11 protein-coding genes are annotated in these 14,959 nt (G+C 72.0%); 6 read left to right on the plus strand and 5 right to left on the minus strand.

Features of this window, described 5'->3' with window-relative positions; all coding sequences use genetic code 11:
- Nucleotides 1-51: 51 nt before the first annotated feature.
- Together WMF28_RS39035 and WMF28_RS39040 are read left to right on the plus strand one after the other, a co-directional pair.
- Entirely contained in the window at nt 52-2,103 is a 2,052-nt protein-coding gene (locus WMF28_RS39035; RefSeq protein ID WP_437598724.1) for a TonB family protein, read from the plus strand.
- A gap of 100 nt (nt 2,104-2,203) precedes the next feature.
- Entirely contained in the window at nt 2,204-2,839 is a 636-nt protein-coding gene (locus tag WMF28_RS39040) for an AMIN-like domain-containing (lipo)protein (RefSeq protein WP_437598726.1), read from the plus strand.
- A 76-nt stretch (nt 2,840-2,915) separates the two neighbouring features.
- Here WMF28_RS39040 and WMF28_RS39045 read toward each other — a convergent pair whose 3' ends face one another.
- The gene (locus WMF28_RS39045; protein WP_437598727.1) at nt 2,916-4,139 is read right to left on the minus strand and encodes a LysM peptidoglycan-binding domain-containing protein; all 1,224 of its coding nucleotides are present in this window, start codon (nt 4,137-4,139) and stop codon (nt 2,916-2,918) included.
- 164 nt (nt 4,140-4,303) lie between these two features.
- Between WMF28_RS39045 and recD2 the strand changes: the two genes are divergently transcribed.
- Entirely contained in the window at nt 4,304-6,748 is a 2,445-nt protein-coding gene (gene recD2, locus WMF28_RS39050; RefSeq protein WP_437598728.1) for an SF1B family DNA helicase RecD2, read from the plus strand.
- A 383-nt stretch (nt 6,749-7,131) separates the two neighbouring features.
- Nucleotides 7,132-8,265 carry a tetratricopeptide repeat protein gene (locus WMF28_RS39055; protein WP_437598729.1) on the plus strand — a complete coding sequence of 378 codons (1,134 nt, stop codon included), beginning with the start codon at nt 7,132-7,134 and terminating at the stop codon, nt 8,263-8,265.
- Between the two features lie 72 nt (nt 8,266-8,337).
- On the opposite strand, the gene WMF28_RS39060 is transcribed toward WMF28_RS39055, so the two are convergent.
- The 4 genes from WMF28_RS39060 to WMF28_RS39075 form a co-directional block, all read right to left on the minus strand.
- Nucleotides 8,338-9,180 carry an HAD family hydrolase gene (locus tag WMF28_RS39060; RefSeq protein WP_437598730.1) on the minus strand — a complete coding sequence of 281 codons (843 nt, stop codon included), beginning with the start codon at nt 9,178-9,180 and terminating at the stop codon, nt 8,338-8,340.
- A gap of 85 nt (nt 9,181-9,265) precedes the next feature.
- Entirely contained in the window at nt 9,266-9,523 is a 258-nt protein-coding gene (gene rpmA, locus WMF28_RS39065; RefSeq protein ID WP_437598731.1) for a 50S ribosomal protein L27, read from the minus strand.
- Between the two features lie 14 nt (nt 9,524-9,537).
- Nucleotides 9,538-9,846: a 50S ribosomal protein L21 gene (gene rplU, locus WMF28_RS39070; RefSeq protein ID WP_437482312.1), complete on the minus strand. Its 309-nt coding sequence runs from the start codon at nt 9,844-9,846 to the stop codon at nt 9,538-9,540.
- 269 nt (nt 9,847-10,115) lie between these two features.
- On the minus strand, nt 10,116-12,728 hold the full coding sequence (locus WMF28_RS39075; protein WP_437598732.1) for an ATP-dependent Clp protease ATP-binding subunit: 2,613 nt from the start codon (nt 12,726-12,728) through the stop codon (nt 10,116-10,118).
- Between the two features lie 80 nt (nt 12,729-12,808).
- Between WMF28_RS39075 and grxC the strand changes: the two genes are divergently transcribed.
- Together grxC and WMF28_RS39085 are read left to right on the plus strand one after the other, a co-directional pair.
- Entirely contained in the window at nt 12,809-13,102 is a 294-nt protein-coding gene (gene grxC, locus WMF28_RS39080) for a glutaredoxin 3 (RefSeq protein ID WP_437598734.1), read from the plus strand.
- Between the two features lie 199 nt (nt 13,103-13,301).
- Nucleotides 13,302-14,957 (plus strand): serine/threonine-protein kinase, encoded by a 1,656-nt coding sequence (locus tag WMF28_RS39085; protein ID WP_437598736.1) that lies wholly within the window; start codon nt 13,302-13,304, stop codon nt 14,955-14,957.
- Nucleotides 14,958-14,959 lie beyond the last annotated feature (2 nt).

Here is a 14,959-nt window from a genome sequence, read left to right on the forward strand (position 1 = left end):
CACGGGAGTTGGGGTAGCCGCGCCCCCGCCCTCGTGCGTATGATGAACGGCATGGGTGCGACCAGGAGCAGCGGTCAAGACCCGCTCATCGGCGCCACGATCGCCGATCGATATCGCATCGTCTCGCTCATCGCGCGCGGGGGTATGGGGAAGGTCTACAGGGCCGAGCAATCGGCGCTGGGCCGGATCTGCGCCCTCAAGCTCCTCGTTCCCGACGAGCGCCGCGAGCAAGATCCGGAGTTCTTCCGGCGCTTTTCACGCGAGGCCGCGACCGCGGCGAGGCTCACCCACCCGAACTCGGTCACCGTCTTTGATTACGGCCGGGACGAACCACGCGGCATTTACTTCATCGCGATGGAGTACATCGCCGGTCGCACGCTGCATCGGGTGCTCCACGACGAGGGTGCGCTCCCGGAGGCCCGCGCGAGCCGCGTCGCGCGGCAGATCTGCCGCGCGCTCGCCGAGGCGCACTACCTCGGCCTCGTGCACCGCGATCTCAAGCCGAGCAATGTGCTCCTCGTCGACCAGGGAGACGAGAAGGACTTCGTGAAGGTGCTCGACTTCGGCCTGGTCAAGGACGTCTCGGGGCAGCAGCAGGACGATCTGACCCAGAAGGGCCTGTTCATCGGCTCTCCCAAGTACACAGCGCCGGAGCAGGCGATGGGCCACGAGCTCTCGTCGCGCGCGGACATCTACGCGCTCGGCGTCCTGCTCTACGAGATGCTCTGCGGCAAGGTGCCGTTCGACAAGAAGGTGCCCACGGCGACCCTCATGGCCCACGTCAGCGAGCCGCCTCCGCCGCTCGCCGGGCGCGCTCAGGCCGCGGCCGTGTCGCCGGCGATGGAAGCGCTCGTGATGCGGTGTCTCGAGAAGAGCCCGGACAGGCGCTTCCAGTCGATGAAGGAGTGTCTCACCGCGCTGAAGAGCGCGGCGGGCGAGCCGATCGACCTCACGCGGGCCTCGGTGCCCGATCGCCTGCCCGCCTCGCAGCCCGGCGGCGCGCTGCCCTCGGCGCCGTCGATCTCGGCGCCGCGCATCCCGGCGCCCTCTCCCTCGCCGAACGAGCCGGGCGCGCCGCCTCGCGCGGCGCCGAGCGAGCCCGCCGCGCCGCCTCGCTCGCTGCAGAGCGACTCGCTCTCTCCTCCGCAGGCGCCCCCGACCTTCAGCGGGTCCGTCGGCCCTCCTCGTCAACCGCCGGTGTCCGTCTACTTCGTGGCGCTCGTCGCGGCGCTCTTGGGCGGGGGCATCGTGCTGGCGCTCACCGGGCACGTGCGCGGCCGCGGGCCGGACGCCGCGAGCGCCCCTGCAGCCGTCCAGCCCGCCCCCGTGCCGCTCGCCGTGCCCGCCGAGGCGCCGGGCAGAGAGCCCGGCGCGGCGGCCGAGTTCAGGATCGTGAGGATCGAGAGCGCCCCGCCCGGCGCCCGCGTGTCCGACCGCGGGACGGAGGTCTGCCTGGCGACCCCGTGCCGGCTCGTGCTGCAGGGCGCCGGGACGACGGCCGAGTACCAGCTCACGCTGACCAAGCCCGGCTACAGGTCGACCGTGCTCGCCGTCCGTCCCGAGGACGAGACCGCCTCGGCGGAGCTCGAGGCGCTCGCCGCCGCCCCGGCGGCCTCGGCGCCGAGCCCGCAGGCCACGGCGAGCGCGCCTCCGGAGCCGGCTCCGCCGGCCGAGCCGTCGAGCGCCGAGCCACCGAGCACCGAGCCGCCGAGCGCAGCCGAGCCCAGCGTCGCCCTGCCGACCGCGGCCGCCCTGCCGGAGCCTCCGGCGACCGCGCCCGGCGCGGTGCCAGCTGCGCCGGCGCCTGCCGCCCCCGAGATCCTGCGTTTCCAGGAGGGGATGACGCGCCCCGCGCCGATCACCGCGCCCGCGGTCGTCTACACGCGGCAGGCGCGGCAGGCGCGGGTCGAGGGGACCGTCCTCGCCAAGTGTGTGGTGACGACGGCCGGCAGCCTCACCGGCTGCCGGATCGTCAAGGGCGTGCCCCACATGAACGAGGCGGTCCTCGAGGCGCTCGCGGCGAGCCGCTACAAGCCGGTCACCTACCAGGGCCGGCCCGTCAACGTCGACTACGTGTTCTCGATCAAGCTCGTGCTGCCCTGAGGCGCTGGCGGAGGCCGTCCCTCGCGGTGCCCCGTGTCGTCGCGGTGCATCGTGTCGTCGCAGTGGACGCTCGGCGGCCGTGGAGCCATGGAAGCACCTCATGAGGACCGCCGACCTCCTGCTCGCAGCCGCAACCTTGTCGCTCGCCGCGGGCTGCCGCGGCGGCGCCGGCAGCGAGCCTGCTCAGCCTATCCCGCACGTCACGCCGATCGACACGCGCGCCCCCGAAGGGCCGGCGGCGGACGACGAGCCGCCCACGCCGCGGCCCCCGAAGGAGGCGGATCCCACGAGCACCGACACGTTCGAAGGCACCGCGGGCGCCACCGACAAGCCGCGCGCCGGCGCGAAGGTCGCGATCCTGCGCGACGTGCGCGCGGCCCGGCACGAGCATTACGACCGCGTCGTGTTCGAGTTCGAGGGGGACACGGTGCCGGGCTACCACGTCGACTACATCGACAAGCCGGTGCGGCAGTGCGGCTCGGGCGAGGCGACCGAGATCGCCGGCGACGGATGGCTCGCCGTGCGCATGACCCCCGCCGCGGCGCATACGGACGCGGGAAAGGCCACGATCCCGTTCCGCGAGAGGAAGCTCGCGCTCGGCGTGGCCCTGGAGCTCGAGCGGACGTGCGACTTCGAGGCCGAGGTGACGTGGGTGCTCGGGGTCTCGTCGCCGAACAAGTACCGCGTCCTCGAGCTGACCAAGCCGGCGCGGCTCGTCGTCGACGTGAAGCACTGACGAGGACGGCGGCGGCGCCCGCGGGCTCACCGCGCCGCCGGCGGGCCGGCACCGGCGGCGGCGCGCCGTCCGCCGATCAGCCGCCCAGCGCGGGCCCGGCTTCCGCGTGGTGTACCGGCGGAGACGCCTCCGCCGCCCTCGGCGGGGGCAGCCGGCGCGGCGGCACGACGACGTGCTTCGGCGGGGCGGCGGGACCGCTCGACGGCCGCGGGATGTTGTAGACGCGCCGCGCCTGGATCGCCGTGGATCGCAGGCCGTTGGCCCGCTTGATCGCCTCCACGGTGGTGCCGTACTTCCGGGCCAGCGAGCCCAGCGTCTGCCCCTTCTTCGCGGTGTGACGCACGTAGTACGCCGTCGGCTTGATCACCCCGCGCTTCACGAGCAACGAATACGCGCGCACCGCCGACTCCTGCGCGATCGGGCTGTAGAACCGGATGTGGATGTGGTTCGCGTGCCCGCGGGCATGACGGATGAGCGGGCGCGGCTTCCTCGACCCGTACTGGAAGACGTCGTCGAGCCAGCCCTTGTCCTCGCCGATCTTCAGCGCGTGCTCCTTGAGCAGCCGCTGCACGCTTGTGTCGATGAGGATGAGCTCCACGTCGGACTCGGTGACGAGCGCCCGGACGAAGGCCCAGGTGCGCTCTCGATCGAGGTTCGCCGCCGTGGCCCGCTGGTACCAGCGGTGCCGCGCGTCGAGGAAATAGCTGATGTCGACGTCGCGCCCGGCCTGGTGGCTCTTGTGCGGCGAGAGGTGGCCGCCGTCCCGGTCGCTGATGTGCCCGATGTAGAGCTTCGGGCTCCCCGGGAACTGCCGGTGCACCTCCCCGATCGCCCGGTCGAGCGCGTCGACCGTCTCGCGCGTCCCCCAGGCATGGCCCGGGTCGACGAGCTCCCACCGGTCGCTCTCGGGCATCCGGATGCCGTTGAACAGCGCGCCCGCGTTGGTGGCGCCCACCGACATCGGCCCCAGCGCCGCCGGGTCCTTCGAGAGCAGCTCCTCGATCTGGGCCTCGGTCATCGCCGCGAGCGGCGAGTGCGCACGAGCGCCGGTGCCCGGCTCCGCCGCCAGGTCCAGGCCGTCGTCGTTCTCCCCGTCGTCGTCGTCCACCTCGTCTTCGTGCGCGGGCGCGGCCTCCCCCGCCGCTGTCCCGGACGCCGGCGCGCCGGAGCTCGGCTCCGCGGAGGCCGCGGCGACCACGCGCAGCAGGCTGTCCTTGGACCGCGCCGCCTCCGGCGCCCTCCCGGCGCAGCCCGCGAGAACGAGGGCGCAGAGGACGGAAACCATGCTGCTGCGGCCCATCGCGGGGCCACTATACCGGCACGAAGAAGTCACGCCAACCGCGCCACGCGGCGCGCAGCGCCCTTCGCGCGACGTGTGTTCAGCGCCGGGGCGCTGCGCAGCCCTGCTCGCGCCCGCGCACGAGGGCGTTGCCGCCGGCGCGCCGGCGGCTACATGCTGCCCTCGTGCAACGGTCCCAGCGGAGCGGCGGCCCCGATCGGGCAGCCCGGGGGGCAGCCGCGCCGGCGCCGCCGCCGGACGACGCGCCGCGTCCGCACGACCGCGGCGAGCGCCCGGGCGGGCCCGACGAGCGCCCGGGCGGGCCCGGCGAGCGCCAGCCGGGCGGCGGGGGCCAGCAGAGGCTCTTCTCGGCCAGGGAGGTGGCGGGCGACGGGTCCGCGACGGTCGAGGGCGAGGTCGTCCGCGTCACCTACGAGAGCGAGTCGAGCGGCTTCCGGGTGCTGCGGGTGGAGGTCACCGCCGGCGCCGCGCCGGAGGTCTGGGTCGGGGTGTTCCCGCAGGTCGGCCCCGGCACGCGCGTGCGCGCGACGGGGCGGTACACGCGCGATCCGAAGCACGGCGAGCAGCTCAAGGTCGAGACCCTGCTGCCGATCGCCCCCGCCACGCTCGATGGGCTCGAGCGCTACCTCGGGTCCGGCATGGTGCAGGGCATCGGCCCCGCCTACGCGAAGCGGATCGTGGAGGCGTTCGGCACCGAGACGCTGGAGATCCTCGACCGCTCGCCGGAGCGGCTCGCCGAGGTCCCCGGGCTCGGCCAGCGGAGGGCGCAGGCGGTCGCGAAGGCGTGGGCGGCGCAGCGGGCGATCGGGGCCATCATGATCTTCCTCCAGGCGCACGGCGCCTCCCCGGCGCTGGCGAGCCGCATCTACAGGCGGTTCGGCCCCCACGCGATCGACATCGTCTCCCGCTCCCCGTACCGGCTCGCGCTCGACGTGTGGGGCATCGGCTTCAAGACCGCCGACCGGATCGCGCGCTCGATCGGCATCCGGGCCGACTCGCCGGAGCGGGCGCAGGCGGGCGTGCTGCAGACGCTGGTCGATCTGTCGACGCGCGGGCACACGCTCGCGGAGCGGCCGGAGCTCGCGGAGCTCGCCGCGGCGATGCTCGAGCGCGACGCCGCCGAGGCCGACAGCGCGATCGACGCGCTCGTGGCGAGCGGCCACGCGCGGCTCGAGACGCTGCCGACCGGCGAGGTGGCCGTCTACCCGAAGGACCTCTACGAGGCCGAGGTGCGGCTCGCGCGGCGGATGCGCTCGCTGCTGGGGGGCGACGAGGACGACGCGGCGGGCGACGCGCGCCTCGTGGAGGGCATCGACGGGGCAATCACCGCGTTCGAGGCGAAGACGAACGTGTCGCTCGCGCCCGCGCAGCGGGACGCCGTGGAGCAGGCGGCGCGGAACAAGGTGCTGGTCATCACGGGCGGCCCGGGCGTCGGCAAGACGACCATCGTCCGGGCCATCCTGGCGCTCTTCGATCGCGCCCGGCTCCCGGTGCGGCTCGCCGCGCCGACGGGCCGCGCGGCCAAGCGGATGAGCGAGGCGACCGGTCGCGAGGCGGTCACGCTCCACCGCCTCCTGGAGTTCGATCCGAAGCAGCGCAAGTTCGGGCGCCAGCGAGGCCGCCCGATCGAGGCGGGGGCGATCGTGGTCGACGAGGCGTCGATGCTCGATCTGGCGCTCGCCGACGCGCTCCTCCAGGCCACGTCCGACGCGGCGCGGCTCGTGCTTGTGGGCGACGTCGATCAGCTGCCGTCGGTCGGGCCCGGCGCGGTGCTGCGGGACGTGATCGCCTCGGGTCAGGTGCCGACGGTGCGGCTCACGCAGATCTTCCGGCAGGCCGAGGGCAGCCTCATCGTCCAGAACGCGCACCGGATCCACGACGGCCTGCCCCCGGAGGGCGCGCGCGGGCCCGGCGGCGAGTTCTATGTGATCGAGCGGACCGAAGCCGAGGCGGCGGCGGAGCTGATCCTCCACCTCGTGACGGAGCGCATCGCCAAGGGGTTCGGGCTGGACCCGCGGCGGGACGTGCAGGTGCTGACGCCGATGCACAAGGGCGAGGCCGGGGCGATCGCCCTGAACGCGCGGATGCAGGCGGCGCTGAACCCCGAGGGCCCGAGCGTCACGCGTGGCGCGCGGACGTTGCGGCTCGGCGACAAGGTGATGCAGCTCCGCAACGACTACGACCGCGAGGTCTACAACGGCGATGTCGGGTTCATCACGGACGTGAACGCCGAGGAGCGGAAGCTCCTGGTGCGCTTCGACGATCGCGAGGTCGGCTACGAGGAAGCGGAGCTCGACGAGCTGACGCTCGCCTACGCGACGAGCATCCACAAGAGCCAGGGGAGCGAGTATCCGGCGGTGATCGTGCCGATCCTCACCCAGCATTTCGTCATGCTCTCGCGGAACCTCATCTACACGGCGGTGACCCGCGGCAAGCGGCTCGTGGTGCTCGTCGCGGATCCGCGGGCCGTGTCGCTGGCGCTGGCGGAGACCCGAAAGGAGGAGCGCCGCACCCACCTCGCGGAGCGGCTGCGCAGCGCGACGCCGGAGCGCTCCGGCTCGGCGCGCGAGCTCAAGCCGGCCCTCGCCGCCGGCCCGCGACTCGACTAGGACGGCGCGCGGAGAGGGCGAGCGACATGGGCGTCCGTGACGGCGACAGCGACAGCGAGCAGGACAGCGATCACACGAGCGACCGCGAGCCGCGCGGCACCGCGACAGCGGCGGCGACGCAGGCCGCAGCGCGGCTGGTTCGGAGCGCGGCAAGCGCGGTAAAATTCACTGGAATCACGGGTGAAAGCATGAGCGGACCCAGCGCGGCGAGGGGCCGCGCCCTGCGAGCTCCCCCGTTGCCCGGCTGGGCCCTCCCTGCTAGCGTTCGCGCCCCTTCTACACGAACTACGGCCCCCATCATTTCGGCGCGCAGGGTACCGGGGCGAGGCTGGGTGATTCCTGCGCCTCGGCGCGCGTGGGGGAGAGATCTCGGAGCATCGACGATGACGACCAACGGACAGCAGCAGGCGGCTGGGCTCAACATCACCGGCGGGGCAGCGATCGTCGCGCCCGTGAGCGCGTTCCCGAACGGTGTGCCGGGGAACGCGCTCATCGTCATCCCGGTGAACAAGCCGACCGATGAGCTGAAGGGCATGATCGAGAAGGGCCCCGCGGCGGTGACCCTCGATCAGATGTGGCAGCTCCTCGGCTTCAACGGGCCGGCGGTGCAGGTTCAGGACGATCAGGGACGACCGATCGCGATCGGCCTGGAGGACCTGCTCGCCGGCCTCGAGAAGCACTGGACCGAGCAGCCTGACGACCTGAACCGCGGGCGCATCTACGCGCAGGAGCTCCTCAAGCACAACCGGGTGCAGCGCGCCGAGCAGGTGCTCTCGAAGGTGGTCGCGAAGGGCGGCACGGGCGACGACTGGCTCGCGCTCGGCATCGCGCAGCTCTCGCAGGACAAGCACGACAAGGCCGAGGGGACGCTGAAGGGCGCGCAGAACCTGCTCAAGGACAACCCCTACCCCTCGCTGCACCTCGCGAAGCTCTACCAGGCGCGCAAGGACGACGCGAAGGAGCGCGAGTACATCGAGAAGGCGATCGCGATCGACGTCGAGTGTATCGACGCGTGGGCCTACCTCTTCCAGTACCTGAAGCAGCGCGGGGACGAGGCGAGCGCGGTCGAAGAGATCGAGAAGTTCTCGGCCGACAAGAAGACGCCGGCGCCGTACATCGCGATCCAGGGCTTCTACGCGAGCAGCGAGGAGACGCGCGACAAGGCGGTCGAGTACGCCAAGAAGGCGGTCGCGCAGAACCCGGACAGCCCGCTGGCGCTGCTCTGCCTGTCGGCGCTGTACGGGCAGAAGAACGACCTCGAGGCGGTGGTCCGCCTGCTCCAGCCGCACGAGGCGAAGATGAGCCGCGACGTGCGCCTGGCCAACAACTACTTCGAGGCGCTGTTCCAGTCGCGCCAGCTCGAGAAGGTGACCAAGCTGCTGAATGCGCTCGCAGGCTCTCCGAACAAGGAGGTCAAGCAGTTCGCCATCGAGCGCTCGCGCGCCGTCGCGCAGTACCTGCAGCAGCAGCAGCAGCAGCTCTCCGCCGCGGCCCAGCCGGCGCAGCGCAAGAGCTGACAGGCAAAGGCGCGGGGGAGCGCTGCGCGGCGCTCCTCCGCTGCCCGCCGGCGCTCGCCGTCCCTCCTGCGCTCAGCGACCGAAGGCGCGGCGGATGGCTTCGGCGATGCCGCCGCCCCGCAGGCCGTCGGCTTCCAGGCGGTCCGTCGCCGCCCGCTTCACATCCTCGGGCGCCTGTCCCATGGCGAACGAACGCCCCGCGACCTCGAACATCGGCAGGTCGTTGAGCCAGTCGCCGACGACGACCACGTCCGACGTCGAGCAGCCATAGTGCTCCGCGAGCCACGCGATCGCCGTCCCCTTCGTCGGCCCCGCCGCGCGGACCAGCATGGCGAAGACGCTCGTGTGGCCGTCGTGCAGGAGCGGGAACGAGACGACGAAGGCTGAGTCACCTAGCTCGGAGCGGACCTCCTCGACGGCGCCCCTGACCTGCAGCTCGGTCCCGATCGCCACCAGCGCGAGCAGCCCATGCTCGTGCTCCCAGTACGGGTGCGACGAGACGCGCTCGACCTCGGCGATCGCGTTCGACCAGCCTCGGACGTAGTGGAGGTGCGGCGTGCCGGTCGCGTCGTGGACGATGCTGTCCTGCGCGAAGAGGAACGAAGCCGTCGCGTGCCGCTCGGTGATCGAGCGCAGGACGGCCGCCTCGGCGCCCGAGATCGTGCGCGAGTACAGGTGCGCATCGCCCTCGGTGTGCACGATGTGGCTGCCGTCGACGCACGCGATGGGGCCGACCACGCCGATCCGCCGCGCGACCTCGCGCGTCCCCGAGTACAGGCGCCCGGTCGCGATCGAGACCGGGATGCCCGCGCTCTGGAGCCGCTGGATGGCGAGGAAATCTTCCTCGTGGATGGAGCCATCACGACGGACCAGGGTCCCGTCGACGTCGAGGGCGAGGAGCTTGTAGATCGTCACCGCGCTTGAATGGATCGTGAGCGCGCGGAGCGCAGCAGGCGGGACGCGAGGGGACGGATCAAGAGGCCATCCCCGGGAGGAGAATTCAGGAAGCCGGGTAGACCGACACCTTTTTCTTGGTGTTGGACTTCCATTCGTACTTCACGACGCCATCGACGAGGGCGAAGAGCGTGAAGTCGCGGCCCGTGCCGACGTTCTGGCCGGCGTGGATCGAGGAGCCGACCTGCCGGACCAGGATGTTGCCAGCGCGCACCGGCGCACCGGCATACACCTTCACCCCGCGACGCTGCGAGTTCGAGTCGCGGCCGTTCCTGGAGGAGCCGCCGCCCTTTTTATGAGCCATGTCTACTTCTCCTGCTAGGCGGTGATGCCGGTGATCTTGAGCTCGGTGTACGGCTGACGATGACCGTTCTTGCGGCGGTAGTTCTTCCGGCGCTTGAACTTGAAGACCACGATCTTCTTGCCGCGGTCCTGCCCGGTGATCTCGGCAGCGACGGAGGCGCCGCTCACGAGGGGCTTGCCAATCTTGGGGGCGTCACCGCCGACAAGGAGCACCTCGCTGAAGGTGACCTTGTCGCCGGCATTGCCGGCAAGCTTCTCGACCCGGAGCTTCTGACCTTCGGCGACCCGATACTGCTTGCCGCCCGTCTTGATGACCGCGTACATGGTGCGTCTTCCTCAACCTGGGGACCGCGATCCCTCACGTTACGCCACGCAATGACCCTCAATTGAGGGCCCGGTGAGCAAGGGAGCGGCAGTATACGGACCTTCTCCGGCTTGGCAAGAGGTTCGCAGCGCCGCCTGCCAGGATCTTCGCCCGGAGGGCCAGCCCTGCGCCTTCGCGGCGGCAGAGCCCGGCAAGAACGCGGCGCCCGCGCGGCCCGGATCGCGCGCCCGGTCACGGTCGCGCTCGCCTCGCGCCCTGGTGCGCTCCCTCACGCCTTGGTGAAGACGAACGTCTCGTCGGTCACGTCGACCTGCATCGTCTGACCGGGCTGGTATCCGCCGGCCAGGATCGTCTCGGCGAGCGGGTTCTGGAGCTCGCGCAGGATCGCCCGCTTCAGCGGGCGCGCGCCGAGGCTGGGCTCGTAGCCGAGGTCGACGAGCCGCGCCTTCGCGGCGTCCGTGAGGGCGAGGCGGATCTCCTTGTCCGTGAGCAGCTGCTCCAGGCGGCGGAGCTGGATGTCCACGATGCCCCGGAGATCATCCTTGCTGAGCGCCTTGAAGACGACGATGTCGTCGATCCGGTTCAGGAACTCCGGCCGGAAGAACCCGCGCAGCTCCTCGAGCAGGACGTCGCGGATCGCCTCGCGGCCGTCCTCCGTGGTCCAGAGCTTGGCGTCGGTCTCGAGCACGCGCTTCGACCCGATGTTCGAGGTCATGATGACGACCGTGTTCGAGAAGTCGGCGAGCCGCCCGCGGCCGTCCGTCAGCCGGCCGTCGTCGAGGATCTGGAGCAGCAGGTTGAACACGTCCGCGTGCGCCTTCTCGACCTCGTCGAACAGCAGCACGCTGTACGGCCGGCGTCGGGCTGCCTCGGTGAGGAAGCCGCCCTGCTCGCTGTCCGCGTAGCCCGGGGGCGCCCCGATCAGGCGCTGGGCCATGTGGCGCTCCATGAACTCGCTCATGTCCATGCGCGTCAGCGCCTGCTCGTCGTCGAACAGGAACTCGGCGAGCGCCTTCGCGAGCTCCGTCTTGCCGACGCCGCTCGGTCCGAGGAACAGGAACGAGCCGATCGGCTTGCCCGGATCGCGCAGGCCCACGCGCCCGCGGCGCACCGCCTTCGCGATGGCGCGCACCGCCTCGTCCTGGCCGACCACCCGCTGCGCGAGGCGCTCCTCCATCTTGAGGAGCTTCTCGGCCTCGCCCTCGAGCATCTTGGCCACCGGGATGCCGGTCCAGTCGTTGAGCGTCGCCGCCACGTCCGACTCGCTGACGACGTTCGAGGTCGGCGCGACCCCCTCCCGCTGCGCGGCCTCCTCGGCGGCCTGGAGCCGCCGCTTGAGCTCCGGGATGGTGACGTGCTCGAGCTCACCGATCCTGGCGAACGCCTTGTCGCGCTGGGCGGCCTTCAGCGCGTCCGTCGCGGCGACGAGCTCCCGGCGGATGGCCTGGCACGCGGCGATGACGCCGCGGCGCGACGCATTGCGGCTGCGCATCGACGACGCCTTCGGCTCGATCTCCGCGAGCTCCGCCTCCAGCCGCGCGCGGGTCTGGACGCTGAGCTTGTCGTCGTCGTCCGCGAGCGCGGCGATCTGGGCGCGGAGCGCGTCGACACGCCGGAGCAGCGAATCGACCTCGGCCGGCACCCCGTCGACCTCCACCCGCTTTCGGGCGGACGTCTCGTCGAGCAGATCCACGGCGGTGTCGGGGAGCGCGCGGTCCGAGATGTACCGCTTGGCCAGCGCGACCGCCGAGGCGATGGCGCTCTCCCCCACGCGGACGCGGTGGTGGGCCTCGTACTTCGTCGCGATCCCGCGCAGGATCTCCGTCGCCTGGTCGATGCTCGGCGCCTCCAGCGTGATCGTCGAGAACCGCCGGATGATCCCGGGGTCGCGCTCGTTGATCTTGCGCACGCCCTCCGGCGTCGTGGTGGCGATGATCCGGATCTCCCCGCGCGACAGGAGCGGCTTCAGGAGCTCTCCGACGCCGGCGCCCTGCACCCCTTGCCCGAAGAGCGCGTCGAGGTCCTCGACCACGAGGATGCTCTCGGCGTCCTGCTCGCCGCGCAGGCGGTCGACCAGGACCTTGAGGCGCTGCTCGATCTCGCCGCGGAGCTTCGCCCCGGCGACGAGCGCGCCGGTGTCGAGCTCGTAGAGGTGGGCCCCCGCCAGGTTCGTGGGCACGTCGCCGTGGGCGATCCGGTCGGCCAGGCCCCGGATGATCGCGGTCTTGCCCACGCCGGGCTCACCGACGATGAGCGGGTGGTTCTTGAACCGTCGCTCGAGGATCTGCAGCAGGCGGCGCGCCTCGACGTCGCGCCCGATGACCGGATCGAAGCGCCCTTCGCGGGCGTCGGCGACGAGGTCGCGGGTGTAGGGCGCGGGCTGCCCGGGCTCGGACGCGCTGGACGGTGAGGGCGAGGGCTCCCGCGAGGCCGCCTCCAGCGCCCCGAGGTGCGGCCGGAACGCGCCGGGGCCGATGCCGAACGAGGAGAGGATCTCCCCCGCAGGCCCGCGGATCTCCTGCGCGAGCGCGTGGAGCAGGTGCTCGATGCCCACATTCGCCGACTTGTCCCGGGTCGCTTCCCGCTCGGCGCGCCCGAGGAGGTCGAGCAGCCGCGGGCTCACGTACGCCACCCCGCTGCCCGCCTTGGATTGCTTCTTCAGCGCGTTCTCGGCGAGCTGGAGCACCTCGTTCGGGTCGGCGCCGGCCCGCCGAAACACCTCGGATACCCCCCGGTCACGCTCCAGCAACCTCATCAGCAGGTGCAGCGGCGTGACCTCGGCGTGCTGGCGCTCGTCCGCGATCTGCTGAGCGCCGGCGACGACCTGCTTCGCGTCGCTGGTATAGCGATCGAGGTGAATCGTCCCCTCTTTCTCGGCCATGCGCGCAGCCTACCGCAAGGTGGAGCCCTGTGCGCTTGCATCTTTGGCCGCTCCGAGAAAGGAAAGAGGGCGAGATGCCCATGCAAGCAGCCGAAGTCACCCTCTACGTCACCGACTACTGCGGATACTGCACCATGGCGAAGCGCCTGCTGACCCAGAAGCAGGTGAGCTTCACGCAGATCAACGTGGAGGATCGCGACGACCTCCGCGCCTGGCTGGTCAAGGCCTCCGGGCAGCGGACGGTTCCCCAGATCTTCATCAACGGCGTCAGCGTCGGCGGCTTCAGCGAGCTCTCGGCCCTGGAGAAGCAGGGCGAGCTCGATCCGCGCCTTGGCGAGGCGCCGGGCGCGGACGCACCTGCCATGCCGCGCTGAAGGGCGAGGGCTCCGATGTGCGACGGCGCCCGGCGCCGGGCGCACCCCTGGCCGCCCCCGCTGGCGAGGGTGCACCCTGGATGGCGTAGGTGATAAGCTGCCGCGCGGGGACGGGGCGTAGCTTTCTTTGATACGGTTCGTCCATAGGGCCTCATGGGCGTCGCCCGCCCCTTCGCCCACCCCCCGAGCCGCAACCGCCATGCCTAGCAGCACCGACACCCCTGCCGCAGCGACTCAGCCGGTCGAGGGCGCGCTCGTCGGAAAGCGGGTCCAGAAGTACGAAATCGTACGGACGATCGGGCGTGGCGGGATGGGCATGGTCTACGAGGCGCTCAACACCGCCATTGGCAAGCGCGTCGCGATGAAGTTCGTCGACGCCGAGCTCGCGCAGAACAAGGACGCCGTCGCCCGGTTCCACCGCGAGGCGCAGGCGGCGAGCGCCGTCGAGAGCGCGCACATCGTCGAGATCTTCGACTCCGGCTTCGCCGACGACGTCCCGTTCCTCGTCATGGAGCTGCTCCGCGGCGAGGACCTCGGCCACCGCATCCGGCGCTGCGGCAGGATCGAGCTCGGCGAGGCGCTCCACGTGACCGCGCAGATCCTCCGCGGCCTCCACCGAGCGCACGAGGCGGGCATCATCCACCGCGATCTCAAGCCGGACAACATCTTCCTCGTCGACCGCGACGACGACCCGAACTTCGCCAAGATCCTGGATTTCGGCATCTCGAAGGTGCGCCGCACCGATGGCGTGCCGGCCCACACGTTGACCCGGCAGGGCACGGTGCTCGGCACGCCGTTCTACATGTCGCCCGAGCAGGCGCAGGCGTTGCCCGACGTGGACGGCAGGACCGATCTCTGGGCGGTCGGCGCGATCCTCTACGAGTGTCTCACCGGGCACCCGCCGCACAGCGGCAGCTCGTACGAGCAGGTCATCGTCAACATCTGCATGAAAGACGCGCAGGATGTGCGGATGAGCAACCCGGCCGTCCCCGAGCCGATCGCGCGCGTCATCGCGAGGGCGCTCACGCGGGAGAGGGACGCGAGGTTCTCTTCCGCGCGGGATTTCCTGGACGCGCTGGTCGCGGGGGCCGGCGGGCTCCTCGGGGCGCGGCGCAGCTCGAGCGACGAGCTCGGGGCGCACACGACGAGCGCTCCTGGCATGCCCGGGCAGACACCGGTGAAGCACACGCCGGGCGACCCGAACATCGCGCTGGATCCGACGCTCGAGGTGCACGGCAGCGGCTCGAAGGTGGGCTGGTCGAGCAACGGGCGCACGGGCGCGCGCGGGCCGCGGCGGCTCGCGCTCGCCGCGGTGGCGCTTGTCTCGCTGGTCGGCGGGCTCGCCGGCGCGGTCCATCACGCGCGCCGCTCGCCGGCGGCGCGCACGGAGGCCGCCGCGCCGGCGCCGCCTACCCAGGTCTCCGTCGAGCTCCTGACGAACGCCGAAGGCGCGCGCTTCACCGTCGACGGCGTGGCGCTGGCCGATCGCACGCTGCGCGGTCGCGCGGGCGAGACGAAGCGGGTGCGGATCGAGGCCTCCGGATACACGCCCGTGGACAAGGAGGTGACGCTCCAGGCCGGCAGGGCCCCGATCGAGGTCCTGCTCCACCCGCTGCCGGCGGCCGCGGAGCCGGCGCCCACCGCGGCCGCGGAGCCGGCGCCAGCGCCCACCGCGCCCGCCCCGGCGCCCAAGGCCGCGCCGAGCGCGAAGAAGACGGCGACGCTCCCCTTCGCGGCGCGTCCCAGGACCACGGGCACCGGCGCAAAGACCGCCGCGCCGGGTCAGGTCGCGCCGGACGTCGCGACCTCGAAGCCCGCGGGGGTCGCGGCTGGTTTGCAGCTCAAGGTCGACTGAGG

This window comes from Sorangium sp. So ce590, from assembly GCF_051521365.1.
In the GTDB taxonomy this organism is placed as follows: Bacteria; Myxococcota_A; Polyangia; order Polyangiales; family Polyangiaceae; genus Sorangium.